At 66.3% G+C, this 26,247-nt stretch carries 23 protein-coding genes and 1 tRNA gene; 21 read left to right on the forward strand and 3 right to left on the reverse strand.

What is annotated here, in order from left to right; all coding sequences use genetic code 11:
* Positions 1–194: 194 nt before the first annotated feature.
* The 18 genes from CG716_RS16705 (at position 195) to CG716_RS16790 (ending at position 17,240) form a co-directional block, all read left to right on the forward strand.
* Positions 195–1,031: a tetratricopeptide repeat protein gene (locus CG716_RS16705; protein WP_094481564.1), complete on the forward strand. Its 837-nt coding sequence runs from the start codon at positions 195–197 to the stop codon at positions 1,029–1,031.
* A 1-nt stretch (position 1,032) separates the two neighbouring features.
* Entirely contained in the window at positions 1,033–2,058 is a 1,026-nt protein-coding gene (locus CG716_RS16710) for an HAD-IIA family hydrolase (RefSeq protein ID WP_094481566.1), read from the forward strand.
* Between the two features lie 8 nt (positions 2,059–2,066).
* Positions 2,067–2,243 (forward strand): hypothetical protein, encoded by a 177-nt coding sequence (locus tag CG716_RS30235; protein WP_094481796.1) that lies wholly within the window; start codon positions 2,067–2,069, stop codon positions 2,241–2,243.
* Positions 2,244–2,251: 8 nt separating this feature from the next.
* Complete coding sequence (locus tag CG716_RS16720) at positions 2,252–3,061, forward strand: TlyA family RNA methyltransferase (RefSeq protein WP_094481568.1); 810 nt, start codon at positions 2,252–2,254, stop codon at positions 3,059–3,061.
* Positions 3,058–3,963 carry an NAD kinase gene (locus CG716_RS16725; RefSeq protein WP_094481570.1) on the forward strand — a complete coding sequence of 302 codons (906 nt, stop codon included), beginning with the start codon at positions 3,058–3,060 and terminating at the stop codon, positions 3,961–3,963. The genes CG716_RS16720 and CG716_RS16725 overlap by 4 nt, the downstream gene beginning before the upstream one ends.
* A gap of 7 nt (positions 3,964–3,970) precedes the next feature.
* Positions 3,971–5,722 (forward strand): DNA repair protein RecN, encoded by a 1,752-nt coding sequence (recN, locus tag CG716_RS16730; protein WP_094481572.1) that lies wholly within the window; start codon positions 3,971–3,973, stop codon positions 5,720–5,722.
* Between the two features lie 206 nt (positions 5,723–5,928).
* Entirely contained in the window at positions 5,929–7,113 is a 1,185-nt protein-coding gene (gene steA / locus CG716_RS16735; RefSeq protein ID WP_094481574.1) for a putative cytokinetic ring protein SteA, read from the forward strand.
* Between the two features lie 43 nt (positions 7,114–7,156).
* Positions 7,157–8,098, forward strand: a complete 942-nt coding sequence (locus CG716_RS16740; RefSeq protein ID WP_094481576.1) for a copper transporter — start codon at positions 7,157–7,159, stop codon at positions 8,096–8,098.
* Positions 8,099–8,266: 168 nt separating this feature from the next.
* Entirely contained in the window at positions 8,267–10,018 is a 1,752-nt protein-coding gene (locus CG716_RS16745; protein ID WP_165774189.1) for a CTP synthase, read from the forward strand.
* The gene (locus CG716_RS16750; RefSeq protein WP_094481580.1) at positions 10,011–10,634 is read left to right on the forward strand and encodes an NUDIX domain-containing protein; all 624 of its coding nucleotides are present in this window, start codon (positions 10,011–10,013) and stop codon (positions 10,632–10,634) included. Before CG716_RS16745 ends, CG716_RS16750 begins: the two co-directional genes overlap by 8 nt.
* Positions 10,631–11,611 carry a site-specific tyrosine recombinase XerD gene (gene xerD, locus CG716_RS16755; RefSeq protein ID WP_094481582.1) on the forward strand — a complete coding sequence of 327 codons (981 nt, stop codon included), beginning with the start codon at positions 10,631–10,633 and terminating at the stop codon, positions 11,609–11,611. The genes CG716_RS16750 and xerD overlap by 4 nt, the downstream gene beginning before the upstream one ends.
* 94 nt (positions 11,612–11,705) lie before the next feature.
* Positions 11,706–12,569, forward strand: a complete 864-nt coding sequence (locus tag CG716_RS16760) for a ParA family protein (protein WP_094481584.1) — start codon at positions 11,706–11,708, stop codon at positions 12,567–12,569.
* Complete coding sequence (locus tag CG716_RS16765) at positions 12,566–13,387, forward strand: segregation/condensation protein A (protein WP_094481586.1); 822 nt, start codon at positions 12,566–12,568, stop codon at positions 13,385–13,387. The genes CG716_RS16760 and CG716_RS16765 overlap by 4 nt, the downstream gene beginning before the upstream one ends.
* Positions 13,384–14,091 (forward strand): SMC-Scp complex subunit ScpB, encoded by a 708-nt coding sequence (gene scpB / locus CG716_RS16770; protein ID WP_094481588.1) that lies wholly within the window; start codon positions 13,384–13,386, stop codon positions 14,089–14,091. The genes CG716_RS16765 and scpB overlap by 4 nt, the downstream gene beginning before the upstream one ends.
* Positions 14,084–14,827 (forward strand): pseudouridine synthase, encoded by a 744-nt coding sequence (locus CG716_RS16775; RefSeq protein ID WP_094481590.1) that lies wholly within the window; start codon positions 14,084–14,086, stop codon positions 14,825–14,827. Before scpB ends, CG716_RS16775 begins: the two co-directional genes overlap by 8 nt.
* Positions 14,824–15,504 (forward strand): (d)CMP kinase, encoded by a 681-nt coding sequence (gene cmk / locus CG716_RS16780; RefSeq protein ID WP_094481592.1) that lies wholly within the window; start codon positions 14,824–14,826, stop codon positions 15,502–15,504. Before CG716_RS16775 ends, cmk begins: the two co-directional genes overlap by 4 nt.
* Positions 15,501–16,904, forward strand: coding sequence for a ribosome biogenesis GTPase Der (gene der, locus CG716_RS16785; protein WP_094481594.1), 1,404 nt, complete (start codon positions 15,501–15,503; stop codon positions 16,902–16,904). The genes cmk and der overlap by 4 nt, the downstream gene beginning before the upstream one ends.
* 51 nt (positions 16,905–16,955) lie before the next feature.
* A complete protein-coding gene (locus CG716_RS16790; RefSeq protein WP_094481596.1) occupies positions 16,956–17,240 on the forward strand; it encodes a hypothetical protein in 285 nt (94 codons plus the stop codon).
* Here the strand turns inward: CG716_RS16790 and CG716_RS16795 are convergent.
* Complete coding sequence (locus CG716_RS16795; protein WP_094481598.1) at positions 17,237–17,920, reverse strand: nitroreductase family protein; 684 nt, start codon at positions 17,918–17,920, stop codon at positions 17,237–17,239. The two genes, CG716_RS16790 and CG716_RS16795, sit on opposite strands and share 4 nt — an antisense overlap.
* Positions 17,921–18,061: 141 nt before the next feature.
* On the opposite strand from CG716_RS16795, the gene CG716_RS16800 reads away from it, so the two are divergent.
* Complete coding sequence (locus tag CG716_RS16800; protein WP_420093200.1) at positions 18,062–18,829, forward strand: sulfite exporter TauE/SafE family protein; 768 nt, start codon at positions 18,062–18,064, stop codon at positions 18,827–18,829.
* Positions 18,830–18,907: 78 nt separating this feature from the next.
* Positions 18,908–18,981 (forward strand) — tRNA-Pro (locus tag CG716_RS16805).
* A 103-nt stretch (positions 18,982–19,084) separates the two neighbouring features.
* Here CG716_RS16805 and CG716_RS16810 read toward each other — a convergent pair.
* Positions 19,085–22,258, reverse strand: coding sequence for an AAA family ATPase (locus CG716_RS16810; RefSeq protein WP_094481602.1), 3,174 nt, complete (start codon positions 22,256–22,258; stop codon positions 19,085–19,087).
* Positions 22,259–22,776: 518 nt separating this feature from the next.
* Here CG716_RS16810 and CG716_RS16815 point away from each other — a divergent pair.
* A complete protein-coding gene (locus CG716_RS16815) occupies positions 22,777–24,303 on the forward strand; it encodes a serine/threonine-protein kinase (RefSeq protein WP_094481604.1) in 1,527 nt (508 codons plus the stop codon).
* Positions 24,304–24,313: 10 nt separating this feature from the next.
* Here CG716_RS16815 and CG716_RS16820 read toward each other — a convergent pair whose 3' ends face one another.
* Positions 24,314–26,146, reverse strand: coding sequence for a sulfatase-like hydrolase/transferase (locus CG716_RS16820; RefSeq protein WP_094481606.1), 1,833 nt, complete (start codon positions 26,144–26,146; stop codon positions 24,314–24,316).
* Positions 26,147–26,247: the final 101 nt, after the last annotated feature.

The raw sequence follows: 26,247 nt of genomic DNA on the forward strand, positions 1-26,247 counted from the left end.
CCGGAAGCTAAGCCTGCCAGCGCCGATGATACTACCCAACACGGGTGGAAAAGTAGGACACCGCCGAACACAATTTAGTGAAACGCCCCCCGAGAAATCGGGGGGCGTTTCCATTTCTCAATCCGAATGCAATTCCTTTTAATATTGAATTGGCCGAATTGTGGCCGTCTCGGTGATGCCCGTATCCTTTACAGGTGGTCGATGACAGGCAAGGCAATTCCGGCGGGCGTCCGCCGCGTCGTCCTGCGGGAGCCGGCGGCGCGAGCCGCGACCGTCGGGGTTCCAATGCCCCGCACCAGTCGGGTCCGGGACGTGCCCGTCGGGCGCAGCCTGAGCATGCGGGCGACGGGCAGGAAAGCACGTCGACCCAGAGCGGCCCGACGATCCCGTCGACCATCGAGGCCAAGCAGCTCTCGCCCGAGATCCGTGGCGAGCTTTCAACTTTGGATCGTTCGACCGCCGACACTGTGGCCCGCCACCTTGTCGCGGCCGGTGAACTTCTCGATGACGATCCACAAGCCGCACTCGAGCATGCCCAAGCCGCCCGGGCCCGCTCGGGCCGCATCGCGGCCGTACGGGAGGCTGTCGGTATCGCCGCCTACCAGTGCGGGGACTGGGCCCAGGCCCTCTCGGAATTCCGGGCCGCCCGCCGGATGGGTAGTAAGTCGCAACTGTTGCCGCTGATCGCCGACTGCGAGCGCGGCGTCGGCCGGCCCGAACGCGCCATCGAGCTGGCTCGCAGCCCTGAGGCTGCGCAGCTCACCGGCGACGACGCCGACGAGCTGCGGATCGTCGCTGCCGGCGCCCGCGTCGACCTTGGACAGCTCGAACAGGCGCTGGCCGTCCTGTCCAGCCCCGCGCTCGATCCGTCGCGCACTGGTTCCACGGCCGCAAGGCTGTTCTACGCCTACGCCGAGACCCTGCTCGCACTGGATCGTGGTGACGAGGCGGTGCAGTGGTTCATCCATGCCGCCGCTGCCGACGTCGACGCCGTGACCGACGCCGAAGAGCGCGTCAGCGATTTGGCCTGACGTGACAACGCTTGCCCGGCAGCATGATTGCCTGCTGCTCGATTTGGACGGCACTGTGTTCCGCGGCCACGAGCCGACCGAGGGCGCCATCGCCGCGCTCGACGCAGCGCACACCCGCAAGCTGTTCGTCACCAACAACGCCTCCCGTGCTGCCGACGACGTGGCCGCCCACCTGCGTGAACTCGGTTTCACCGCGCACGCCGACGATGTGGTGACCAGTGCCCAGAGTGCGGCCCGGCTGCTCGCCGAACAGCTCGAACCCGGGTCGAAGGTGCTGATCGTCGGCACCGATGCGCTGGCGGGTGAAATCGAGGCGGTGGGACTGCGTGCGGTGCGTCAGTTTGATGACCACCCCGTCGCCGTGGTGCAGGGGCATTCCATCGCAACCGGCTGGGCTGACCTCGCCGAGGCGGCCTTGGCGATCCGCGCCGGCGCCCTGTGGGTGGCCGCGAACGTCGACCGTACGTTGCCCACCGAGCGGGGGCTGTTGCCCGGGAACGGCTCGATGGTCGCCGCACTGCGAACCGCGACCGACGCCGAACCACAAGTGGCCGGCAAGCCGGCGCCCGCACTGATGCGAGATGCGTTGGGCCGTGGCTCATTTGACGATCCGCTTGTCGTCGGTGACCGTCTGGATACCGACATCGCGGGCGCGAACGCCGCAGATCTGCCCAGCCTCATGGTGCTGTGCGGGGTCAGCACCGCAGCCGAGGCAGTGCACGCCGTGCCGGAGCAGCGGCCCACCTACATCGGTGCCGATCTCCGGGATCTGCACGAAAGCGCCGACACCTTGAAGGTGGCCGAGCAGCCGGCCTGGCGGGTGGAGGTTCGCGACGGTGTCATCACCGTGGCGGCTGCCGGCGGCGACCCGGGTGCCGACGGGCTCTCGGTGGTCCGAGCCACCGCCAGGGCGGTGTGGAACACCAAGACCGACGGCAGGCCAGTGGCGGTGCACGCCGGCGACGACACCGCACGCGCCGCGCTGCAGCGCTGGTCCCTGCTGACGGCGCCTGATCGGCTAGCGTGAGCGGTGACATGAGTACCGACCCCGAACAGATCCGCGCCGATATCGACGCCGTGCTGGCACAACTGCCCAGCGTCGACCCGGAGAGCGCCGACGTCACCGGTGTCGACATCGACGCCGTCGGACGACAGCTCGAGGAAGCGCACCAGATCCTGGTCAATGCGCTGGAATCGGTGGAGAAGGGCTGAGTTCGCGCATGACGCGGCGTGCCCGGGTTGACGCTGAGCTGGTCCGTCGAGGATTGGCACGGTCGCGCCAGCAAGCCGCTGAACTCATCGACGCCGGCCGCGTCAGCATTGACGGGATGCGGGCGGTCAAACCGGCGACCGCGGTGGCGGTTACCGCGAACCTCACGGTCGAGGTCAGCGAGGAGCGCACCTGGGTGTCCCGCGGCGCCCACAAGCTGATCGGCGCCCTGGACGCCTTCGGTATCGACGTGACCGCCCGGCGCTGCCTGGACGCCGGCGCCTCGACGGGCGGCTTCACCGAGGTGCTCTTGGACCGCGGCGCCTCCGAAGTCGTGGCCGTGGACGTCGGCTACGGGCAGCTGGCCTGGTCGCTGCGGTCTGATCCCCGAGTGGTTGTCATCGAGCGCACCAATGTGCGTGACCTCACCGCCGACACGATCGGCGCGCCCGCCGACGTCGTGGTCGCCGACCTGTCGTTCATCTCCCTGGGCACCGTGCTGCCCGCACTGACCGCATGCGCGTCGGCGGGCGCCGATATCGTTCCCATGGTGAAGCCACAGTTCGAGGTCGGGCGAGACCACGTCGGCGCCGGCGGCGTGGTTTCCGATCCGCAGCTGCGCACGGCTGCGGTGCTGGCTGTCGCCGGCCGAGCCGCGGATCTGGGTTGGCAGACCGTCGGCGCCACCGCGAGCCCGCTGCCCGGTCCGTCGGGCAACGTCGAATACTTCCTATGGCTGCGGGCCGAGACCGACCGCGGCCTGCTTGGAGACGATTTGGACGCCGCGGTTCGCCGCGCCGTCGCGGAAGGACCGCAATGACTTCTGAGCGGGTGATCCTGCTCGTCGTGCACACTGGCCGCGACGAGGCCACCGAGACGGCTCGCCGGGTAGAGAAAGTGCTGGGGCACAACGGGATCGGCTTGCGGTTGCTGTCCGCCGAGGCGGTCGACCGCGTGTCCTTGAATGCGGGTTCGACCATCGAAGTGGTCGACGCCGACGCCGACGCCAACGCCGCCGAGGGCTGCGAACTGGTGCTGGTGCTCGGCGGCGATGGCACCTTTCTCCGGGCCGCCGAACTGGCCCGCAATGCCGAGATCCCGGTGCTCGGAATCAACCTGGGCCGCATCGGCTTTCTGGCCGAGGCCGAGGCCGAGGCTATCGACACCGTCCTGGAACACGTGGTCGCTCGCGACTACCGCGTGGAGGAGCGGATGACGCTGGACATCGCTGTGCGCGCTGACGGGGACGTCATCGCCCGGGGATGGGCGCTCAATGAGGCCAGCCTGGAGAAGGGTGCGCGCCTGGGGGTGATCGGCGTCGTGCTGGAGATCGACGGCAGGCCGGTGTCGTCCTTCGGCTGCGACGGCGTGCTGGTGTCGAGCCCGACCGGCTCCACGGCCTACGCCTTCTCGGCGGGCGGTCCGGTGGTCTGGCCGGACCTGGAGGCAATGATCGTAGTGCCCAACAACGCTCACGCCTTGTTCGCCCGGCCGATGGTCACCAGCCCGACCGCGCTGATCGCCATCGAGATCGAGAACGACAGCCACGAGGCGCTGGTGTTCTGCGACGGCCGTCGCGAGATGCGGGTGCCGGCCGGAGGGCGGCTCGAGGTCACCAAGTGCACGACGCCGCTGAAGTGGGTGCGGCTGGACAGTGCTCCGTTCACTGACCGCCTGGTGCGCAAGTTCCGCCTGCCGGTCACCGGCTGGCGGGGGCAGTGAGCTGGCGATGCTGGCTGAGATCCGGATCGAGGCACTGGGCGCGATCAGCGCGGCAACCGCGGAGTTCGACCGCGGCCTGACCGTGCTCACCGGCGAGACGGGCACGGGTAAGACCATGGTGGTCACCGGGCTGCATCTGCTGGGTGGGGCGCGGGCCGACGCCACCAGGGTGCGCTCGGGTGCCGAGCGGGCTGTCGTCGAAGGCCGGTTTGCCACGGCCGAACTCGACGACGCGACCGCCGCCCAGATCGACGAGATCCTCGATTCCTCCGGCGCCGACCGCGACGACGACGGCAGCATCATCGCCCTGCGCACGGTCAGCCGCGAAGGCCCGTCGCGCGCCTACCTCGGTGGACGCAGCGTGCCGGCCAAGTCACTGACCACGTTCACCACCGGCCTGCTCACTTTGCACGGCCAAAATGACCAGCTGCGGCTGATGCGCCCCGAAGAGCAGCGGGCCGCACTGGATCGGTTCGCCGGGGTCGACGCCAAACTCGAGCGCTACCGGAAGCTGCGTGACCAGTGGCTACTGGCCCGGCGCGATCTGGTCGACCGCACCAACCGGGCCCGCGAGCTGGCTCAGGAGGCCGACCGGCTGAAGTTCGCGCTCACCGAGATCGACCGCGTCGATCCTGCTCCGGGCGAGGACGAGTCGCTGGTGGCCGACATTCGCCGGCTCTCCGAGCTGGACGCGCTGCGCGAGGCGGTCGCCGGCGCCCGCGCGAACCTGTCGGTAGACGACCTTGGTGACGGCGAACCCCGTTCGGCAACAGACACTTTGGGCCGTGCGATGTCGATGCTGCAGTCCACCGACGACCCCGCGCTCGGCGCGCTGGCCCGCCAGCTCGCCGACACCTTAACCGTCGTCGGCGACGTTGCGCGTGAGCTGGGTGACTTCCTTGGTGACCTGCCCGATGATGCCAGCGCGCTGGAGACCAAACTTGCCCGTCAAGCCGAGCTGCGCAGCCTCACCCGCAAGTACGCCGCCGACGTCGACGGAGTGCTGGCCTGGGCCAAGCAGTCCCGAGAGCGGCTCGCGCAGCTCGATGTGTCCGAGGATGCGCTGGCCGGGCTGGCCCGGCGGGTCGAGGAGTTCGCCGCGCAGGTGGCTACCGCCGCACTCGACCTGTCGAAGGTCAGGACCAAAGCGGCCAAGGGGTTGGCGAAGGCGATCACCGCCGAGCTCACCGGGCTGGCCATGACACACGCCGACTTCACCGTCGCGGTGTCGCCGATGCCGGCCCGCGACGATGACAGCGCACCGTTGCGGTTGCCGTCCGGGGAGACCGTGCACGCCGGCGGCGAAGGCATCGACCTGGTCGAGTTCGGTTTCACCGCGCATCGCGGCACCGATGTGCTGCCACTGAACAAGAGCGCATCCGGCGGCGAGCTGTCCCGGGTGATGCTGGCGCTGGAAGTGGTGCTGGCGGCCTCGGCGGAGGGCACCACGATGGTCTTCGACGAAGTCGATGCCGGAGTAGGCGGCCGCGCCGCGGTGCAGATCGGGCGGCGGCTGGCGCGGCTGGCCCGCAGCCACCAGGTCATCGTCGTCACCCACCTGCCCCAGGTCGCCGCCTACGCCGACAGTCATCTGGTGGTCGACAGCGCCGGGAATGGGGCAAGCGAGGTGCGCCGGCTCGACACCGAGGAGCGGGTCGCCGAGCTGGCTCGGATGCTGGCCGGGCTGGGGGAGTCGGACACCGGCCGCGCGCACGCCCGCGAGTTGTTGGAGGCGGCGCGGGAGGACCGGGTCAGCTGAGCCGGATGACTACGGCGTAGCCGGAAGGTGTTGGGGGAGTTGGGCGCCGTGGCTTCTTGGCCGCGCGCATCGCGGCCGGGAGCGGCCCGGCGACGAGCCGGGGCGGCGACCAAACCGTGTTACTCCTGTGACAAAATGTGACTTGTGGGGCAGTTGTTACGGCGCGCCTCCACTGATATGGGCCTGCACGCCGACAGAATCGGCCCATGAAGATGTCAGCACTTCTCTCGCGTAATACCGGTGCACGACCTGGCGTCGCGGGCACGGCCCGCGTCGACCGCGACATCGACCGCCTGCTGCGCCGGGTCGGCGCGGGCGACATTGTCGTGCTCGACATCCTCGACCTGGACCGGATGACCGCTGACGCTCTGGTCGACGCGAACATCGCCGGCGTTGTCAACGCCTCCCCGTCGATCTCGGGTCGCTACCCGAACCTGGGCCCGGAGGTGTTGGTAGCCAACAACATCACGCTGATCGACAGTGTCGGCACGGACGCCTTCAAGAAGATCAAGGACGGCGCGAAGATTCGGCTGCACAACGGTGGGGTGTACGCGGGTGACCGCCGCTTGGTGCACGGTGTGGAGCGCAGCGACGAAGAGATCGCCGACCTCATGCAGGACGCCAAGACCGGGCTCGTCGCCCATCTGGAGGCCTTCGCCGGCAATACTATCGAGTTCATCCGTAGCGAGAGCCCGCTGCTGATCGACGGGATCGGCATTCCGGAGATCGATGTCGACGTCTATCGCCGCCACGTGTTGGTGGTGGCCGACGGCCCGGGCGCAGAGGATGACCTCAAGGCACTCAAGCCCTTCATCAAGGAGTATCAGCCGGTCCTGGTCGGTGTGGAGGGTGGCGCTGACGTCCTGCAGAAGTGCGGTTACCGGCCGCAGTTGATCGTCGGCAACCCCGATCAGATGAGCGCCGACGTGCTCAAGAGCGGCGCACAGGTGGTGCTTCCCGCCGACTCCGACGGACACGCCAACGGGCTGGAGCGCATCCAGGACCTGGGTATCGGGGCGATGACGTTCCCGGCCGCGGGTTCGGCCGCCGACCTGGCGCTGCTGCTCGTCGACCATCACGGTGCCGCGCTGATCGTCACCGCCGGTCATTCAGCGAGCATCGAGGAGTTCTTCGACCGGTCCCGACAGCAGAGCAATCCGTCGACGTTCCTCACGCGGCTGAAGGTGGGCGAAAAGCTGGTCGACGCGAAAGCCGTTGCCACGCTGTACCGCAACCACATCTCCGGCGGCGCGATCGCCATGCTGATCCTTGCGGTGCTGATCGCGATCATCGCCGCGCTGTGGGTGTCGCGAGCAGACACCTTCGTCATCGACTGGATCGTGACCTATTGGAACCGCTTCTCGCTGTGGGTGCAGAGCTGGGTGACCTAACCACCAGCCGCTCGTCGAACTCAAGTCGGAAGGGGTCACCGCTGTGATTTCGCTACGCCAACATGCCATTTCACTGGCCGCGGTGTTCCTCGCGCTTGCCGTTGGAGTGTTCCTGGGCTCGGGGGTGCTCTCCGACACGCTGCTGTCCGGGCTGCGCAGCGAGAAGCAGGATCTCAACAAGCAGATCATTGCGCTCACCGACCAGCGCAATGCGCTGAACGTAAAGCTCGGTGCCGCTGACGATTTCGATAATCAGATGTCGAACAGGATCGTGCATGACGCGTTGGCCGGGAAGTCGGTGGTGCTCTTCCGGACCCCTGACGCCGACGATGACGACCTGGTGGCGATGAGCCGCATCATCGGCCAGGCCGGCGGCACCGTGACCGGCACGGTCGCGCTGACCCAGCAGTTCGTGGACGCGAATTCGGCGGAGAAGCTGCGCTCGGTGGTCAACTCGTCGATCGTGCCCGCCGGGGCTCAGCTGAGCACCACGCTCGTCGACCAGGGCTCCCAGGCCGGAGACCTGCTCGGCATCGCGCTTCTGATCAACCGCAACCCGGAGGTCAAACCGGCCGATGACGGCCAGCGCGACACTGTGCTCGCGGCGCTGCGCGACACCGGCTTCCTGACCTACCAGGGTGACCACCTCAGCGCGGCGAACACCGCCGTCGTCGTCACCGGGGGAGCGCTCGGCGACGACGCCGGCAACCAGGGCTCCACGGTCGCGCGCTTCGCGGCGGGCATGGCTCCGCACGGGTCGGGAACGGTGCTGGCCGGCCGCGACGGCTCGGCCACTGGGACCTCCGCGCTGGCAGTCACGCGATCCGACGCCGGCATGGCCGCCGACGTGACCACCGTCGACGACATCAACCTCGAGTCCGGCCGGATCACCACGGTGCTGGCATTGCAGAACATGATCAACGGCGCATCGACGGGCAAGTTCGGCGTCGGCCCCGGCGCGGCATCCGTCACCGTCCCGCAGTAGGGCTCAGCAGCAACTCGGCCGCGAGTAACCCAGAGGTAACCAAGCCCACGGGCGTGTTAGCGCCACCTTGTCGGCGTCGGTGTTAGGGTGAGATTCCGTGGGTCGGCAGGCCCCAGCTAGCTCACAGCGATCCCCTGCCCGTCGTCACGGAGGCCGCTCTTGCCACCACTGCGTAAGCATCCGCAGACCGCTACCAAGCATCTCTTCGTCAGCGGTGGGGTCGTTTCGTCCCTCGGCAAGGGGCTTACCGCAAGCAGTCTCGGTCAGTTGCTGACCGCGCGCGGCCTGCAGGTGACGATGCAGAAACTCGACCCGTACCTCAATGTCGACCCGGGAACGATGAACCCGTTCCAGCACGGCGAGGTGTTCGTCACCGAGGACGGTGCCGAAACCGATCTCGACGTCGGCCACTACGAACGCTTCCTGGACCGCAACCTGTCCGGGTCGGCCAATGTGACCACCGGTCAGGTGTATTCGACGGTCATCGCCAAGGAGCGCCGCGGCGAGTATCTCGGTGACACCGTGCAGGTGATCCCGCACATCACCGACGAGATCAAACGGCGCATTCTGGCGATGGCCGAACCCGACGCGACCGGCAACCGCCCCGACGTGGTTATCACCGAGATCGGCGGCACAGTTGGCGACATCGAATCGCTGCCCTTCCTGGAAGCCGCCCGGCAGGTCCGCCACGAGGTCGGCCGGGAGAACTGCTTCTTCCTGCATGTGTCGCTGATTCCGTATCTGGCGCCGTCGGGTGAGCTCAAGACCAAGCCCACCCAGCACTCGGTGGCCGCGCTGCGCAGCATCGGTATCAGCCCCGACGCGTTGATCCTGCGCTGCGACCGTGACGTGCCCGAGCCGTTGAAGAACAAGATCGCCCTGATGTGCGACGTCGACATCGACGGGGTGATCTCCACTCCCGACGCGCCGTCGATCTACGACATTCCCAAGGTGCTGCACCGTGAGGAACTCGACGCCTACGTGGTGCGCCGCCTCAATCTGCCCTTCCGTGACGTCGACTGGACGCAGTGGAACGACCTGCTGGGCCGGGTGCACGATCCCAAGGAGACCGTGCGAATCGCCTTGGTGGGCAAATACGTCGACCTCTCCGATGCCTACCTGTCGGTGGCCGAGGCGCTGCGCGCCGGTGGATTCGCCCACCGCGCCAAGGTGGAGATGCGCTGGGTAGCCTCCGACGACTGCGAGACTGACAGCGGTGCGGCCACGGCGCTCGGCGACGTGCATGCGGTACTCATCCCGGGCGGGTTCGGCATCCGCGGTATCGAAGGCAAGATCGGGGCTATCCGCCACGCCCGCCAGCGCGGGCTACCCGTCCTCGGATTGTGCCTAGGGCTGCAGTGCATCGTGATCGAGGCGGCCCGCTCGGTGGGGCTCAGTGAGGCCAACTCGGCCGAATTCGACCCTGCCACACCAGATCCGGTCATCTCCACGATGGCGGACCAGGAGCAGATCGTGGCCGGTGAGGCGGATCTGGGCGGCACCATGCGACTGGGCGCTTACCCGGCGACGCTGGACGCGGGATCGATTGTCGCCGAGGCGTATCAATCCACGCACGTGTCCGAGCGGCACCGGCACCGCTACGAGGTCAACAACGAGTACCGCAACACGATCGCGGAGAGCGGTCTGCGGTTCTCGGGGACCTCACCCGACGGTCACCTGGTGGAATTCGTCGAATACCCCCGCGAAGTTCACCCGTTCCTGGTCGGCACGCAAGCCCACCCGGAACTGAAGAGCCGTCCCACCCGTCCGCATCCACTGTTCGTCGCGTTCGTCGGTGCCGCGATCGATTACAAGGCGGCAGAGCGGCTGCCGGTGGAAATTCCCGAACAGCACCCCAACGGTAAGGAACATACGGACAAGGCGGCCCAGCCGCTGGCCGAGCAGTCGTCTCGTGGGTAGCCACGATTTCGAGACAGTCTCCTCCGAAAAGATCTATCGCGGAAATATTCTCGCCCTGCGGGCCGACCAGGTTCGCATGCCTGGCGGCAACATCGCCAAGCGCGAAGTCGTCGAACACTACGGCGCGGTGGCTGTCGCCGCCGTCGACGACACTGACCGGGTGGCCATGGTCTACCAGTACCGCCATCCGATCGGGCGGCGACTGTGGGAGCTACCCGCCGGGCTGCTCGACGAACCGGGCGAGGCTCCGGCGGCTGCCGCAGCCCGCGAACTGCGGGAGGAGACCGGGCTCACCGCCAGCCACTGGAGCGTGTTGCTCGATCTGATCTCCTCCCCGGGTTTCAGCGACGAGGCGTTGCGGGTGTATCTGGCCCGCGGCCTGACCGATGTCGGTCGGCCCGACGGCCACGACGAAGAAGCCGACATGACGGTGGAGTGGGTGCCCATCGCCGACGCCGTGCAGCGGGTGCTAGCCGGTGAGATTGTGAATTCCACTGCGGCAGCAGGCATTCTGGCCGCGCACGCGGTGATCGTTGGCGGTAAGCCCAACCGCCACGTCGATGCGCCGTGGGCCGATCGCCCGACCGCGTTCGCCGCGGGGAAGGCCCGCTCATGACGACCTTCTCAGCCGATGTCCCCGGTCACTCCGCTCCTGTCCTCCGCGCCGCACTGGACGGCCAGCTGCAGGGCTACCTCGACCACCTCACCATCGAACGCGGGGTGGCGGCCAATACGATCAGCTCCTATCGGCGCGATCTGCGCCGTTACGTCGAGCACCTGACTCAGCGCGGCATCGACGATCTGACCAACGTCTCCGAGAACGACGTCAGCGACTTCCTGGTGGCGCTGCGCCGCGGCGACCCGGACGCCGGCTCGGTGCCGCTGTCGGCGGTGTCGGCGGCACGGGCGCTGATCGCGGTGCGCGGATTTCACCGGTTCGCCGCCGCCGAGGGGATCATCGGTGTCGATGTGGCCAGGGCGGTCAAGCCACCCACCCCGAGCCGTCGACTGCCCAAGAGTCTGACCCTCGACGACGTGCTGGCCCTGCTCGACGGCGCTGGCGGCGACAGCCCGTCGGACGGGCCGTTGACGTTGCGCAACCGGGCGATGCTGGAGTTGCTGTACTCCACCGGCGCGCGGATCTCCGAAGCGGTCGGGCTGGATGTCGACGACGTCGACACCGAGGCTCGCTCGGTACTGCTGCGCGGCAAGGGCGGCAAGCAGCGGCTGGTACCGGTGGGCCGGCCGGCGATCGCGGCGCTGGACGCGTACCTGGTGCGGGGCCGTCCCGAATTGGCGCGCCGAGGGCGCGGGGGGCCGGCGATTTTCTTGAACGCCCGAGGCGGACGGTTATCACGGCAGAGCGCCTGGCAGGTGCTGCAGGACGCGGCCGAGCGCGCCGGTATCTCCGCGGCGGTGTCACCGCACACTCTGCGACACTCTTTTGCCACCCACCTGCTGGACGGCGGCGCCGACGTCCGCGTGGTCCAGGAACTGCTTGGGCACGCGTCGGTCACCACGACGCAGATATACACCCTGGTCACGGTGCATGCGCTGCGCGAGGTGTGGGCCGGCGCACATCCGCGGGCATGATGTCGCGGGTCTGCCATTCGCAGCGCCGACACACCGTTAGACTTTCGCGGATGTCCGCCACGCCGCCGAATCGCCTGATGACGGGGGGCACGGCGTGACCGACGAGGTAGACGGCGACGTCCCCATCGGTCTCACCGGCCGCCCACCCCGACACATTCCCGAACCACAGCCGCTGACTTCGCATGGGCCGGCCAAGGTCATCTCGATGTGTAACCAGAAGGGCGGCGTCGGCAAGACCACCTCCACGATCAACTTGGGCGCGGCGCTGGCCGAGTACGGCCGTCGAGTGCTGCTGGTGGACCTCGATCCCCAGGGTGCGTTGTCCGCGGGACTGGGTGTGCCGCACTACGAGCTGGCCAACACGGTGCACAACCTGATGATCGAGCCGCGGGTGAGCATCGACGAGGTACTGATCAACACCCGGGTCAAGAACCTGGATCTGGTGCCCAGCAATATCGACCTGTCGGCCGCCGAGATCCAGCTTGTCAACGAGGTCGGCCGCGAGCAGACCCTGGCCCGCGCGCTGCACCCGGTGCTCGACCGCTATGACTACGTGTTGATCGACTGCCAGCCGTCGCTGGGCCTGCTGACCGTCAACGCGCTGGCCTGCTCCGACGGCGTGGTCATTCCGACGGAATGCGAATACTTCTCCCTGCGTGGCCTGGCGCTGCTCACCGACACCGTCGAGAAGGTGCGCGAGCGGCTCAACCCGCGGCTGTCGATCAGCGGGATTCTGATCACCCGGTTCGACAACCGCACGGTCAACGCCCGCGAGGTGATGGCCCGCGTGCTGGAACGCTTCGGCGATCTGGTGTTCGACACCGTCATCACCCGCACCGTGCGCTTCCCCGAGACCAGTGTCGCCGGCGAGCCCATCACCACCTGGGCACCGAAATCGGCTGGCGCACAGGCATACCGATCGTTGGCCCGCGAGGTCATCGACCGCTTCGGCAAGTGACCGAACAGCCGGCGCCTACGAAGGGCTTTCGTGTCACGCTGACCAACTTCGAGGGTCCGTTCGACCTTCTGTTGCAGTTGATCTTCGCCCACCGCCTGGATGTCACCGAGGTCGCGCTGCATCAGGTGACCGACGAATTCATCGCCTACACCCGCGCGATCGGCCCCGAACTCGAGCTCGACGAGACCACGACGTTTTTGGTGATTGCCGCCACGTTGCTGGACCTCAAAGCCGCACGGCTGCTGCCCGCCGGTGAGGTCCACGACGAGGAGGATTTGGCGCTGCTGGAGGTGCGCGATCTGTTGTTCGCGCGGCTGCTGCAGTACCGCGCGTTCAAGCATGTCGCCGAGATGTTCGCCGAATTGGAGGCCGCGGCGCTGCGAAGTTATCCGCGGGCTGTCGCGCTCGAGGACCGCTTCGCCGACCTGCTTCCCGAGGTCATGCTGGGTGTCGACGCGATCACCTTCGCCGATATCGCCGCCGCCGCGTTCACTCCGCGCCCGGTGCCCACTGTCGGTACCGATCACCTGCACGCGTCGCAGGTGTCGGTACCCGAGCAGGCCGAGCGGCTGCTGGAATTTCTCTCGGCTCGCGGGGTGGGGCAGTGGGCGTCGTTCAAGGAGCTGGTGGCCGACTGCGACGAGCCGATACAGATCGTCGGGCGCTTCCTGGCGCTGCTCGAACTGTATCGGGCCAGGACGGTAGCATTTGAGCAGGCAGAACCGCTTGGTGTGCTCCAGGTTTCGTGGACCGGGGACCGGCAGGTAGACGAAGAGCTGGTCAGATCCGAGTGGGAAGAAGAGCAGAACCAACCATGACCGATGACGCAGGCGATGCACCCGACTTGGATCTTGGGGTCGAGCTGGACATCGACGTCGCCCATTCCGATCTGGATGACGACGAACTGGGCCGTGTGCTGGAGGCGCTGCTACTGGTGGTGGACACCCCGGTCAGTGCCGAGACGCTGGCCACAGTGACTGAGCAGCCGGTGTACCGCATCACCGCCAAGCTGGAGTTGATGGCCGGGGAGTTGGCGGCCCGCGACAGTGGCATCGACCTACGTGAGGCCGGCGGCGGCTGGCGCATGTACACCCGCGCTCGGCTCGCACCGTATGTGGAGCGGTTGCTGCTGGACGGGTCGCGTTCGAAGCTGACCCGGGCAGCGTTGGAGACGCTCGCCGTGGTGGCCTATCGCCAGCCAGTGACCCGGGCACGCGTCAGCGCGGTGCGTGGCGTCAACGTCGATGCGGTGATCCGGACGTTGGTGGCGCGCGGGCTGATCACCGAGGCGGGTGCCGACGAGGACACCGGAGCCACGATGTTCGCCACCACCGAGTTGTTCCTCGAGCGGCTCGGGTTGTCGTCGTTGACGGATCTTCCCGACATCGCCCCGCTATTGCCCGGCGTCGACGTGATCGACGACCTCAGCGAAAACCTGGACTCTGAGCCACGTTTCGCCAAGCTTTCCGCCGGCGCGGGTGCCGATGCGGCCATCGCCTTCGATGTGGACACCGATGCCTGAGCCAGAAGGGGTACGTCTTCAGAAGGTCCTGTCGCAGGCCGGAATCGCCTCGCGGCGGGTGGCCGAGCGCATGATCCACGACGGCCGGGTCGAAGTCGACGGGCGCATCGTCACCGAAATGGGCACCCGAGTGGACCCGGACACCGCTGACATCCGGGTGGACGGATCGCGAATCATCCTGGACGACACGATGATGTACCTGGCGATCAACAAGCCCATCGGCATGCATTCCACGATGTCCGATGACCGGGGCCGGCCGTGCGTCGGCGATCTCGTGGAGCATCGGGTGCGGGGCAACAAAAACCTTTTTCACGTCGGGCGGCTGGACGCCGACACCGAGGGCTTGCTGCTGCTGACCAACGACGGAGAGCTGGCGCACCGGCTGATGCATCCGTCGTACGAGGTGCCGAAAACGTACCTGGCGACGGTAACCGGCTCGGTGCCAAAGGGTTTGGGTAAGACGCTGCGGGCTGGTATCGAACTCGACGACGGGCCGGTCGCGCTCGACGATTTCGCGGTGGTCGACGCGGTGCCGGGCAAAACCCTCGTCCGCGTGACGTTGCACGAGGGCCGCAAACGGATCGTGCGCAGGCTACTGGCCGCGGCGGGCTTCCCAGTGGAGTCGTTGGTAAGAGTCAGTATCGGCGAGGTGACACTGGGCGAGCAGCGGCCGGGCAGCATCCGGGTGCTGAGCCGCAAGGAAGTTGGGGAACTGTACAAGGCGGTAGGTCTGTGAGTGGTCTGGTGGTGGCGGTCGACGGTCCCGCTGGGACTGGAAAGTCTTCGGTCTCAAGGTCATTGGCGCGTGCACTGGACGCCCACTACCTGGATACCGGGGCGATGTACCGGATCGCCACGCTGTCGATGCTGCGCGCCCACGTCGACCTGACCGATCCCGACGCGATCGCGGCGGCCTCCGATGTGCCGCTGTCGGTGGGCCACGACCCTGATGTCGATCGTGCTTACCTTGGCGGAGAGGACGTTTCGGCCGAGATCCGCGGTGACGAGGTGACTCGCGCGGTCTCGGCGGTGTCGGCCGTTCCGCAGGTACGCACCCGGCTGGTGGCCCTGCAGCGGGAATTGGCTTCCGGGCCGGACAATGTCGTCGTCGAAGGGCGTGACATCGGCACCGTCGTGCTGCCGGACGCCGACGTGAAGATCTTCCTGACCGCGTCGGCGGAAACCCGGGCGCGCCGGCGCAACGATCAGAATGTCGCGGTGGGCTTGGTCGACGACTACGAGACGGTGCTGGCTGATGTGCGTCGCCGCGATCACCTGGACTCCACGCGCGCGCTGTCACCGCTGCGCCCCGCCGAGGACGCGGTGATCGTGGATACCAGCGATATGAACGAAGCAGAAGTGGTGGCCCACCTGCTGCAATTGGTCGAGCAGCGAAGCGGGGCAGTGCGATGACCGACGACGGCACATGGTCGGACGAAAGCGACTGGGAACTCGGCGAGGAAGGCTTCGAGGACGAGGGTGAGGCGTTCGCGCCACCGCCGGTAGTCGCCATCGTCGGCCGGCCCAACGTCGGCAAGTCCACATTGGTGAACCGGATCCTTGGGCGACGTGAAGCCGTCGTGCAGGACCTGCCGGGTGTGACCCGCGATCGAGTGTCCTACGACGCGTCCTGGACCGGGCGGCGGTTCGTGGTGCAGGACACCGGCGGGTGGGAGCCCGATGCGAAAGGCCTGCAGCAATTGGTGGCCGAACAGGCGTCGGTGGCAATGAAGACGGCGGACGCGATCATCCTCGTGGTCGACGCCACGGTCGGCGCCACCTCCGGGGACGAGGCCGCGGCGCGGATCCTGCGCCGATCGGGTAAGCCAGTGTTCTTGGCGGCCAACAAGGTTGACAACGAGAAGGGCGAATCGGACGCGGCGGCACTGTGGTCGCTGGGGCTGGGGGAGCCGCACCCCGTCAGCGCCATGCACGGGCGCGGCGTGGCCGACCTGCTGGACGAACTGATCGCCGTGTTGCCCGAGGCGTCGGAGGTGGCCCCGGCACCCGGCGGTCCACGTCGGGTGGCGTTGGTGGGCAAGCCGAACGTCGGCAAGAGCTCGCTGCTGAACCGGCTGGCCGGCGCCGAGCGATCGGTCGTGCACGATGTCGCGGGCACTACGGTGGACCCAGTTGACTCGCTGATCGAATTGGGCGGCAAGACTTGGCGTTTCGTCGATACCGCCGGATTGCGCAGACGGGTCGGACAGGCCAGCGGGCATGAGTTCTACGCCTCGGTGCGCACGCATAGCGCGATCGACGCCGCCGAGGTGGTGGTGGTGTTGATCGACGCCTCGCAGTCGCTGACCGAGCAGGACCAGCGCGTGCTGACGATGGTGATTGAGGCTGGCCGGGCGCTGGTGCTGGCGTTCAACAAGTGGGATCTGGTCGACGAGGACCGGCGGTATCTGCTGGAGAAGGAGATCGACCGCGAGCTGGCACAGCTGCAGTGGGCGCCGCGGGTGAATATCTCGGCCAAGAGCGGGCGTGCGGTGCAGAAGCTGGTGCCGGCGATGGAGACCGCGCTGGCGTCGTGGGATGCCCGGATCTCCACCGGCCAGCTGAATACCTGGATCAAGGAAGTCGTCGCCGCCACACCGCCGCCAGTGCGTGGCGGTAAGCAGCCGCGGATCCTGTTCGCCACTCAGGCCACCGCGCGTCCGCCGACGTTCGTGCTGTTCACCAGTGGTTTCCTGGAGGCCGGCTACCGCCGCTTCCTAGAGCGCCGGCTGCGCGAGACGTTCGGTTTCGAGGGTTCGCCGATCCGGATCAACGTCCGGGTGCGCGAGAAACGCAAACTCAAGCCACGCTGAATCGGCGGGTTTGAAGCTCGTGAAGGGCTTGTGGCCAGTAGATTGCCAGGTATGGAGTTTGCCGCCTCGCTCGTGCCCACTCGCCGCCTGATCTACGGCGTTGCTGGCTTGATGATCGCCACGGCGCCCGCGATCGCCGTGTTCTCGGGTGCCTTCGATGGCGCCGCGCCGCGGGTGCTGGCCTGCTCGGAGACTGACACCGAGGATAGTTTCTCGATGGACTGCGCACCGACCGTCATCCCCGACACCAGCGACAACCTGACCGAGGCTGAGGTCGCGGAGCCGGGATTCAACGGCGGCGACCACGGTCCTGGCCCCACCGGCGGCCACCATTAGTCCTTGACCCACCGCTTTCCGTACGAGTCGAGGTGGACGACGTCCTCGACGGGCTTACGGGTGGTTGGCCCGTAGCGCCCCTTCGGCCACCCCAGGGGAATCACGCAGATCGGCGTCACCGACAGCGGTAGGCCGAGAGTCTTACGAGCCGAGGTGACGCTCCATAGCGGCATGGTGATCAGCGATGCGCCCAGGCCCATGGCGCGGGCGGCGAGCAGCAGGTTCTGCACGCTGGGGTAGATCGACCCGAAGTAGGACGATTCGCCGACGAAGGGTGTCGGCAGGTAGGGCAGGCGCATGCCGCCGCGCAGGCACGGGATGACCAGCACGGGGATCTCGCTGAAGTGCTCAACCTGCCACTTCACGGATCGCAGGATCTTGAGCATCGATTCGTCGCCGGCAGCTGCTCGCTCGCCGAGAGCCCCGTAGGCCGCCCAGCCTTGGCGGTAGCGCTTGCCGAGCTTGTCTTTGACGCGCTGGTCCTTGACGACGATGAACTCCCAGTTCTGGCCGTTGGATCCGGTGGGGGCGCGAAGTCCGAGTTCGATGCATTTGGCGACGAGGGCGTCGTCGACGGGGTCGGGTTTCACGCGGCGGATGGCCCGCTGGGTCATCATCGCGTCGAGCAGGGGCATGGACAGGGCGGCCAGCGCCTCGTCGGTACTCGGTATCTCGCTCATAGCGTCCGACAGTATTGGTCGCGGTAGCGGTCCGCGCCTGTGTCGTGGAACACATTGAGCGTCAGGATGTTTCGGGTCTTCCCGCCCGGGTGTGATGGGTTGTCGACATCCGGTTAGGGTTTTTTGGTGCCTGTTTCCCACATGATTGTGATCGCCTTGGCCGGCCTGGGAGCGGGGGCGATCAATTCGCTGGTCGGCTCGGGCACGCTGATCACGTTCCCGACGCTGGTGGCGCTGGGATTTCCGCCGGTGACGGCGACGATGTCGAACGCGATCGGTCTGGTGGCCGGCGGTGTGTCTGGGACGTGGGGGTATCGCAAGGAGCTCGGCGGGCAGGGGGATCGGCTGCGCTGGCAGATCCCGGCGTCACTGGTCGGGGCGGCCATCGGGGCGTTTCTGCTGCTACATCTGCCGGAGAAGGTGTTCACCGAGGTCGTTCCGGTGCTGTTGATCTTGGCGCTCGTGCTGGTGGTGATCGGGCCGCGGATCCAGGCATACGCGCGCGCTCGAGCTGAGGCGACGGGGCGGTCGGCTGAGCACGTGTCGCCGAAGCGGATGGCTGCGCTGGTGCTGGGCACGTTCGCGGTCGGGATCTACGGCGGGTACTTCACCGCCGCGCAGGGCATCCTGCTGATCGGTGTGATGGGGGCGTTGCTGCCCGAGGATATGCAGCGGATGAATGCGGCCAAGAATCTGCTATCGCTGCTGGTGAACATCGTCGCGGCGGTGGGCTACACGCTGGTGGCGTTCGACCGGGTGAGTTGGGAGGCGGCGGGGCTCATCGCGGCCGGGTCGCTCATCGGCGGGTGGCTCGGCGCGCACTACGGGCGACGGCTATCGCCGAACGTGCTGCGTGCCGTGATCGTCGTGGTGGGGCTGATCGGGCTGTACCGGTTGGTGACGGTGTGACGGGTGTGGCCGATTCGGGTGTCGGCGGGGGCCTACGGTAGGCTTTCGATCTGCTGCCGGGGATCCCGGACAGCGCCGCGGGCTGTGGCGCAGCTTGGTAGCGCACTTGACTGGGGGTCAAGTGGTCGCAGGTTCAAATCCTGTCAGCCCGACTGAGGTTCTTGCAGGTAAAGGGCGGTTTCCGGAAAATCCGGAGCCGCCTTTCCTATACCTGGTAGGGGTGCCGAGATCAGGGCTCCCGGCCCGGCGCCGTGTTCATCTCATCGCCTCGGCCCACTCAATGTGGCCCTCGAAACCCAAGTAGCTGGCCATGGTCCGGTAGCGATCCCGATAGTCCCGGTACCTATCCTCGTCGCCGTGGGCGCGTGCCAGGAGAGCGCGGAGTCGCAGCAGCCATATGTCGCGGATGGCCAGTCCGTCATCGGCTTGCGCGTCGGCCAAGCAGGTGATCGCAGCCTCGGCTTCGGCCACGTCGGCGTCGGTCCCGCGGTCGAGCAGGGTCTTCACCAGGACACCCGTCGCAGGAATGCCCCACCCCAGCAGCTGTCCGGCGCAGATCAGGTGGTCGAGGGCGGCGCGCATGATGGAGATGGCGTCATCGCGATCTCCACGCCGAGCATTCTCACGTGCCGAATAGGCCTTGACGCTGGGTAAATCGCACAGATTGTGTCCCCGCTGTTCGAACGCCTCGCCGACATCCGCAAGCAGCTGCCGTCCGCGCTCACGTTCCGCACCCGTTGGGCGGTGCACCAACGCAAAGCCCAGCGTCATCTGGGCGTGAGCCACCGCCAGGTCATCGCCGCATCGTTCTGCAATCCGTAGAGAATCCTCGATCTCACGAATCGCGCGATCGTCGGCCTTCAGCGCGCCAGCCGGAATGCCCAGGCCGTAGACATAGGTAACGGCCCTGGCATAGGAAGGAGCGTCAGCGCTATGGGCCATCACCAGGCCGTGGCGCAAGTCGTCGTGCCATCCGGAATGACCCATGCAGTACCGGGCAATACCCCGCGTCGCGAAGGCGACCGCTAGCGGAGACCCGATGATGAAGTTGCCTTTAGAGGGATCGCCGTCGGCCAGGTCGATGACCCGCTGTGACCACCGCAGCAGGGCAGGCCATTCGGCGATCTGAGCCTTGGCGTAGACCACTGGCACGGATAGCCCCACAGTCAGGGTCGGATCGCCTACCGATTCCATGAGGGCCATGGCTTCCGACGCCAGCTGCGACGCCTCGCGCACCTCGGCCTGGAAGGCGTGATCGGTCGCCAGCCCTGCCGTCGCGATGGCCAGCGACGCCATGTCTCCGGCGGCGACGCACAACTCCCGCAATTCCTCAAAGCGGTCACCGGTCAGATGTTCATGGACTCGCCAGGCGCTGCCGCACAACATGGTGCGGGGGGCGATACGCATGGCTGCCTGGTCGGGGTCATCGGCGGGGCGGCAATCAGCGATCGTTTGGGCACGCGCCCAACTCCGTCGCGCCGCGTTGATGTCGCGGTTGGTGGCCCACGTGGCGGCGCGCATGTGCCAGCTGTAGGCGATGTGCAGATCGCCGGCGGCCTCGAGGTGCTCAGCGATCAAGGTGGCATTCTCATCAGCAGCGCCCGGCTCACGGGTTTCGATCGCGGCGACCACCCGCCGGTGCAGTTCGGCGCGATCGGATTTCAGTTGGGATTCGTAAGCGACGTTACGGATCAGCGGATGGTGAAACACGTATTCGGGGTCTTGCGTGAAGCTGATTTGTTCGATGAACTCCCCGCCCACCAAGTCCGCCACGACGGGTTCGACGCCCAGTGTTTCCAGGAGGCCCCGGCTGAACTTCGAGCCGATGACCGCCGCCGCCCTCAGAGTGCGCTTAGCCGCCGCGTCGAGCCGGTCGATACGGGCAGCAATGGTGGCCTGCACCGTGGCGGGCATGCTGACCTCGGCCACGTCTGCCGTCGAGACGTAGCCGCCCGGCTGTCCCTGCAGCACACCGCGCTCGGCCAGGTCTCGCGCCATCTCCTCGGCGAAAAATGGGTTCCCAGCGGACCTTTCGACAATCACGGTGGCCACGGCAGTGACGGAGGGGTCCGGGCCGACCAGTTCAGTCACCAATGCCGTGATCTCTGGATCGCTCAACGGGGCCAGGGCGATGCTCGGGGCACCCTGCACCCGTGTCAGTGCCCCCTCGTACTCCGGGCGGTAGGTGATCATCACCAGCGAGGGGGTCTGCGGGATCACCGTCAGGAACTCGGCGAGCATCGACTCGCTGACCTCGTCGATCCAGTGGGCGTCCTCAATGACATAGACCGCCGGGGACTTTCGGGCGACAGAGGCGGTGTTGACCAAGGCGGTCAGTCGCCGCCGCCGGGCGTCCGGGTCGATTTTCGGCAGTGTGATGTCGGGATCGGCGATACCCAGCAGGTCCTCGAACAGCAGCAGATCCTCGGGGTCAGCGTCGGGAGTCCTTGCCCGAACTCGCGCACGGGCAGCCGGACCGTCCAGGCCCCGCAAGCCGGTCACGTCGCGTAGCAGCCGTGACACCGCGTGGAATGGCACTTGGGTGGTGTGGGACTCGCAGAAGGAATTGAAGACGTCAACCCCACTATCGGCGGCTGCAGCGGTCACCTCGCGCACCAGGCGGCTCTTGCCGATCCCGGGCGAGCCCACCACGGTCACCACCGCACCGTGACCGCCGGCGGCAGCCTCTAACAGGGCCTCGGCGGCAGCCATCTGCCAACGTCGACCCACCAGAGTCGACTCAGCACTAGTGGCGCGGTGATCCCGGTCTGGCAGGCCTACCAGCTGCTGGGCGGCCACCGGCTGGTCCGCACCCTTGATGTGGACCAGCTCCGGGTTGCCCAGGGACGCCACGCCTTCGACCAGGCGAGCTGTGGAGGCGCTGAGCATCACGCCACCCGGCGGGGCAACCGACTCCATCCGCTGAGCCAGACCCACCTGCTCGCCGACCGCGGTGTACCCGGTTGCACCCGAGCCGATCTCTCCGGCGATCACCTGCCCGGAGTTCAGCCCTATCCGAAGCTGAAAATTCATACCATCCCGGCGGGACACCTCCTCGGCCAGATCACTGATGCCGCTCCGGATCTCGAGTGCGGCCCGACACGCTCGCAGGGCGTGGTCTTCCAGTGCCACAGGTGCACCGAAGACGGCCATGATGCCGTCGCCGGTGAACTTGTCCACGGTCCCGCCGTAGCGGACCACCACCGCAGCGGCTCGGTCAAGAAGCCCGGCCATGATCTCGCGCAGCCGCTCGGCACCGACAGCCTTCGCGATGTCCATCGAGTGGACCACGTCGGCGAACAAGACGGTCACCTGCTTGTACTCGGCTACCGGGGGTGAGGCGGTGATTGCCGTTCCGCACTCGTCACAGAACTTGGCATTCTCGCGCAGTTCGGTACCACAGGTCGCGCACGCCACGATTGCGCCCATCAGACCTTCCCGCCTGGTCCGCACTGCCCTCACGCCCAAGGATAGGGTTCCCAGGCCGCTGTAGCCCGATAACGGAAGTTGGGTCAGACCTTTACCCGGTGCTGGAAGGCAGTCGGTAATCGGCGCTCACGTTGAGATCGGCTCCTGCTGACTCAGCATCATCGAAAGTTGGAAACCGACGCTGCGGCTGATCCCGAAAATCGTCTCGAAAGAAAGATGGAGAAGATGGAATTGAAGTGCTCGTTTGCTCTTCGCAAATTGGGATGGGGTGCACCGTCCAGACGCCGTTTGTGTGCGAAGACGGGAATGGAAACCCGATCGACGAGTCGATAGGAATCGAGCAGTCAGTTCACGCTTTTGGTAGATGCTGCGCCATAGCCGCGTAGACCAAACCGGGTTCCACCAGGCCAGCGGGGGCACCAGTGCACCCATGATAGAAAATCGTCGGTGAAGCCGAGCGAGGGCAAATCCAGCAATTGACCAGACGCCGCCACGTCCGCGATCGCTACGATCCGGATGTGAGACTGACGTCGGGGGAGCAGTTCGCAGGATTTCGTGTCATCGAGTCGCTTGGGACCGGGGGCATGGGCGAGGTGTATCTGGTTGGGCATCCCCGGTTGCCGCGTCGCGAGGCGCTGAAGGTGCTCTCTGCGGACTTCACCACGAATGAGGAATTCCGTCAGAGGTTTCTGCGCGAGGCGGAGCTGGCCGCGGCACTGTGGCACCCAAATCTGGTCACCATTCACGACCGCGGCGAAGCCGAGGGGCGACTGTGGATCTCGATGGACTACGTCGACGGCGCAGACGCCGCAAACCTGGTTCGCGGGCGCTATCCCTCTGGCATACCGGTAGACCAGGTAATCGCCATTGTCACTGCCGTCGCGTCGGCATTGGACTCCATTCACACCGCCGGCATGCTGCACCGCGACGTCAAACCGGCCAACATCTTGTGCGCTGAACAAGGGATGGGCGCGCGCCGGATAGCGTTGGCGGACTTCGGGATTGCTCGCCAGATCAACGACTCAAGCGGCATCACCGCGACGAACACGACCATCGGAACAGTCTCATACGCGGCTCCTGAACAACTCATGGGTAAGAGGTCAGACGGTCGGGCGGATCAATACGCGTTGGCGGCCACTGCATTCCACTTACTGACGGGTGAAGCGCCGTTTGCGGACTCCAACCCAGCAGTCGTTATTGGCCAGCACCTCAGTGCGCCACCGCCGCGGCTTGCTGGCATTCGGCCAGAACTGTCACAGCTTGACACCGCGTTCGCGAGAGCGTTGGCGAAAGATCCGGCGCAGCGCTTTGCCTCCTGTAGTGATTTCGCTGAAGCGCTCGCCGGTGCGGTCGACATGGCGGTAGTACAGGGAGGCAACACGATGGCCACGCCGGGATCGGCGGCCGCGCTTCAGGCGCCACAGACCGAACCCAAGGCCGCACCAGCATCGCCCCCGAAGCGTGCCTTGAGCCCGCCCGCGTTGGTCTTGACGGTCTTAGGCCTTGGCCTGATTGCAGCCGTTGTGTTCGTGGGTTGGCAGCTAGCGAATCGGCAGGAGAGGTCTGCCTCGACTCCGGCAGCACCTCTGTCCGTTACGACTACGGCAGCCCCGATATCGCCCCAGGCCCCAGTGACCGTCACGGTGTCGGCGCCCCAAAGCGCCGTCGTCCCAACGCCGGCCAGCCAGTCCGTGACCGCGGCGCCGATGGTGCTTGCCGATGCCGATGTTCACGGATTCGTGGGCTTCGGCGATGACGCACGCTGCAGTGGATATGATCGCGCGGTTGTTGTCATGCGCACGCCGCAGTCGGCACTAGTTGTCTGCCGGTCCCCCGGAGGGGGTGCGTACTACCGTGGCTTACGGCTTAGCGACATGGCAACGATTGAACTCACCAACATCGCTGTGACCGACTCCGGCTCGACGGTCGTGGTAACCAATAACTCTGACGGCACCCGATATGAGATCAGCAAAACGGGCCTTCAGATTGTCAAGAATGGCGAGGTGCTCAGCAGCGAGTCGGCGATCGAGTTCGCCACGCCGTAGGCCAGACCCCTCAGCGAGGATGCGGACGAATCGACTCCGGCAGAAAACTGCCGTCGTTCGTGCCGACTTCAGTGGCTATCAGCTGGTTCAACAAGGCGTTCATCCGCATTATGAGATCCCCATTCTTCTGAGGATCCAGCGCCAGATTGTGCGTCTCCAGTGGATCGACTTTCAGATCGAAGAGCTGGATATCGTTGTCGCGCAGAATCTCTTCCAGCGTTGTCGGCGTGTTGAAATTGTTCGGTGCGTAGTAACGCGCGAACTTGTACTGACCGTCGAACGCAAAACTCAGGAATCCGCGCTTGTTCAGCTTGCTTGCCAGGTCGGTCAACGGAGGTGCCGGCTTGTTCTGAAGCAGTTCCTTCATCCCCGCCACGCAATAGTCCGCATCGATGGTGAGCGGTCCGACGTAATTGAACAACGCACCGCGACGCACGGCTTGTGGGCTCGCTGTGCCGGCCGTCGCAAGTACGCCGGAGAAGTCGTGGCCGGGCAGACCCTTGATCGTCTCGGCACGTTGACTCTCAGGTACCTTCGCGAGTCCGGGCAGCGACGGCATCAGGTCGAGGTGGCTGGTCACGACGTCCGACGACTGGCCTTGGGGATAATCGGGATGCACGACGATCAACGGAACGTGTGAGTTGCCTTCATAAGCCATCGGACCTTTGCCGCGAATACCGCCGTGGTCGCCAGCCATCTCACCGTGATCCGCGGTGAAGATCACCACGGTCTCGTCCCAGAGAGAAAGCTCGTCCAGTGCATCCTCGAGTTGTTGCAAGCTGAGGTCCGTGTCCCGGATCATGTTCAGGTAGTAGTCATTAAAGACTTCCCACATATCGGGGCGATTCGTCGGAATGGTGCCGAGAACACCTTCCCATCCAGTGTGGTATTCCGCCAAGGCCGCCGGCATCCCTGGCGCAGAGAGCGATTCGGTCAAGGTCGCTGACGCAGCGGTGTGCCAGCGGTGGTCGTACAGCGAATTCTTCGGCGGTGTGACGATCGCTTCCTTCGAGATGCCCTGCTGTACCTGGGGTGTTCCAGGGACATTGGCGTCGGCATACATGATGTCGTGCGGATTCAGGTAGCTCATGATCAAGAAAAACGGTTGCCCCGATTCGCGTAGCTTGGGCACATTGCCGCGCAGCCAGCGGACACCTTCGCCTGCTGTATACACATCGGTGTCGTAACCCTGGTTGGGTGCGCCGGGTTTGTCGCCGTCCGGCTGATAGATGTCAAAACCGTAGGGCTGCAGTGCTTCGCTGTAGTTGACCGTCGGCTTGGGCGGGATGAGGTCGGCTTCCATTTCCCACTTGCCGAAGAACGCGGTCTGGTAGCCGAGCTTTTTCATCATCGAGCCCATGTTGGGCTGGTCTTTGGACAAATTCGGCACCCAGCCCGTCTCCATCTGGTCGAAGACCCCGTTGACTTGTGGTGGATGGCCGCTGTAGAACGCTGCGCGGGAGGGGGTGCACATCGCCGAAGCAATGTAGTGGTTGCGGAACGTAATGCCTTGCTGTGCAAGGCGATCCAGAGCCGGCGTGTTGTAGCCGGCCGCAGCAGGAATATCGAACCGGGTTTGGTCGCGGATCACCAGGATGACGTTCAACGGCCGGTTCGTCTGCCGAGCTGTCGCCGGAGATGCGGGCCCGGTGACGTCGCGCGAGGGACTCTGCTGGTGTTTGGCAATATCCGAGCCGCGTACAGCGGTGGCGGCAGCCGCCCCCGCGGCGGCACCCAGACCGAGAAGCCCCGCACCACCGAGTAGGTTCCGTCTACTCACCCGCGCTGACGGCCGCCCGTCTGGCTCAGGCGGCGTCGATGGAACGTCGGGCTTTTCGGTCATCTGACGGCCACCTTCGCATCACGACGTGTACGTGCGATCACATTCATGGATACGTCCCCCCGACGAGGCAATCCCGATCCGTCGTGCAACAGCTTAGTTCG

The organism is Mycolicibacterium sphagni (assembly GCF_002250655.1).
Classification (GTDB): domain Bacteria; phylum Actinomycetota; class Actinomycetes; order Mycobacteriales; family Mycobacteriaceae; genus Mycobacterium; species Mycobacterium sphagni.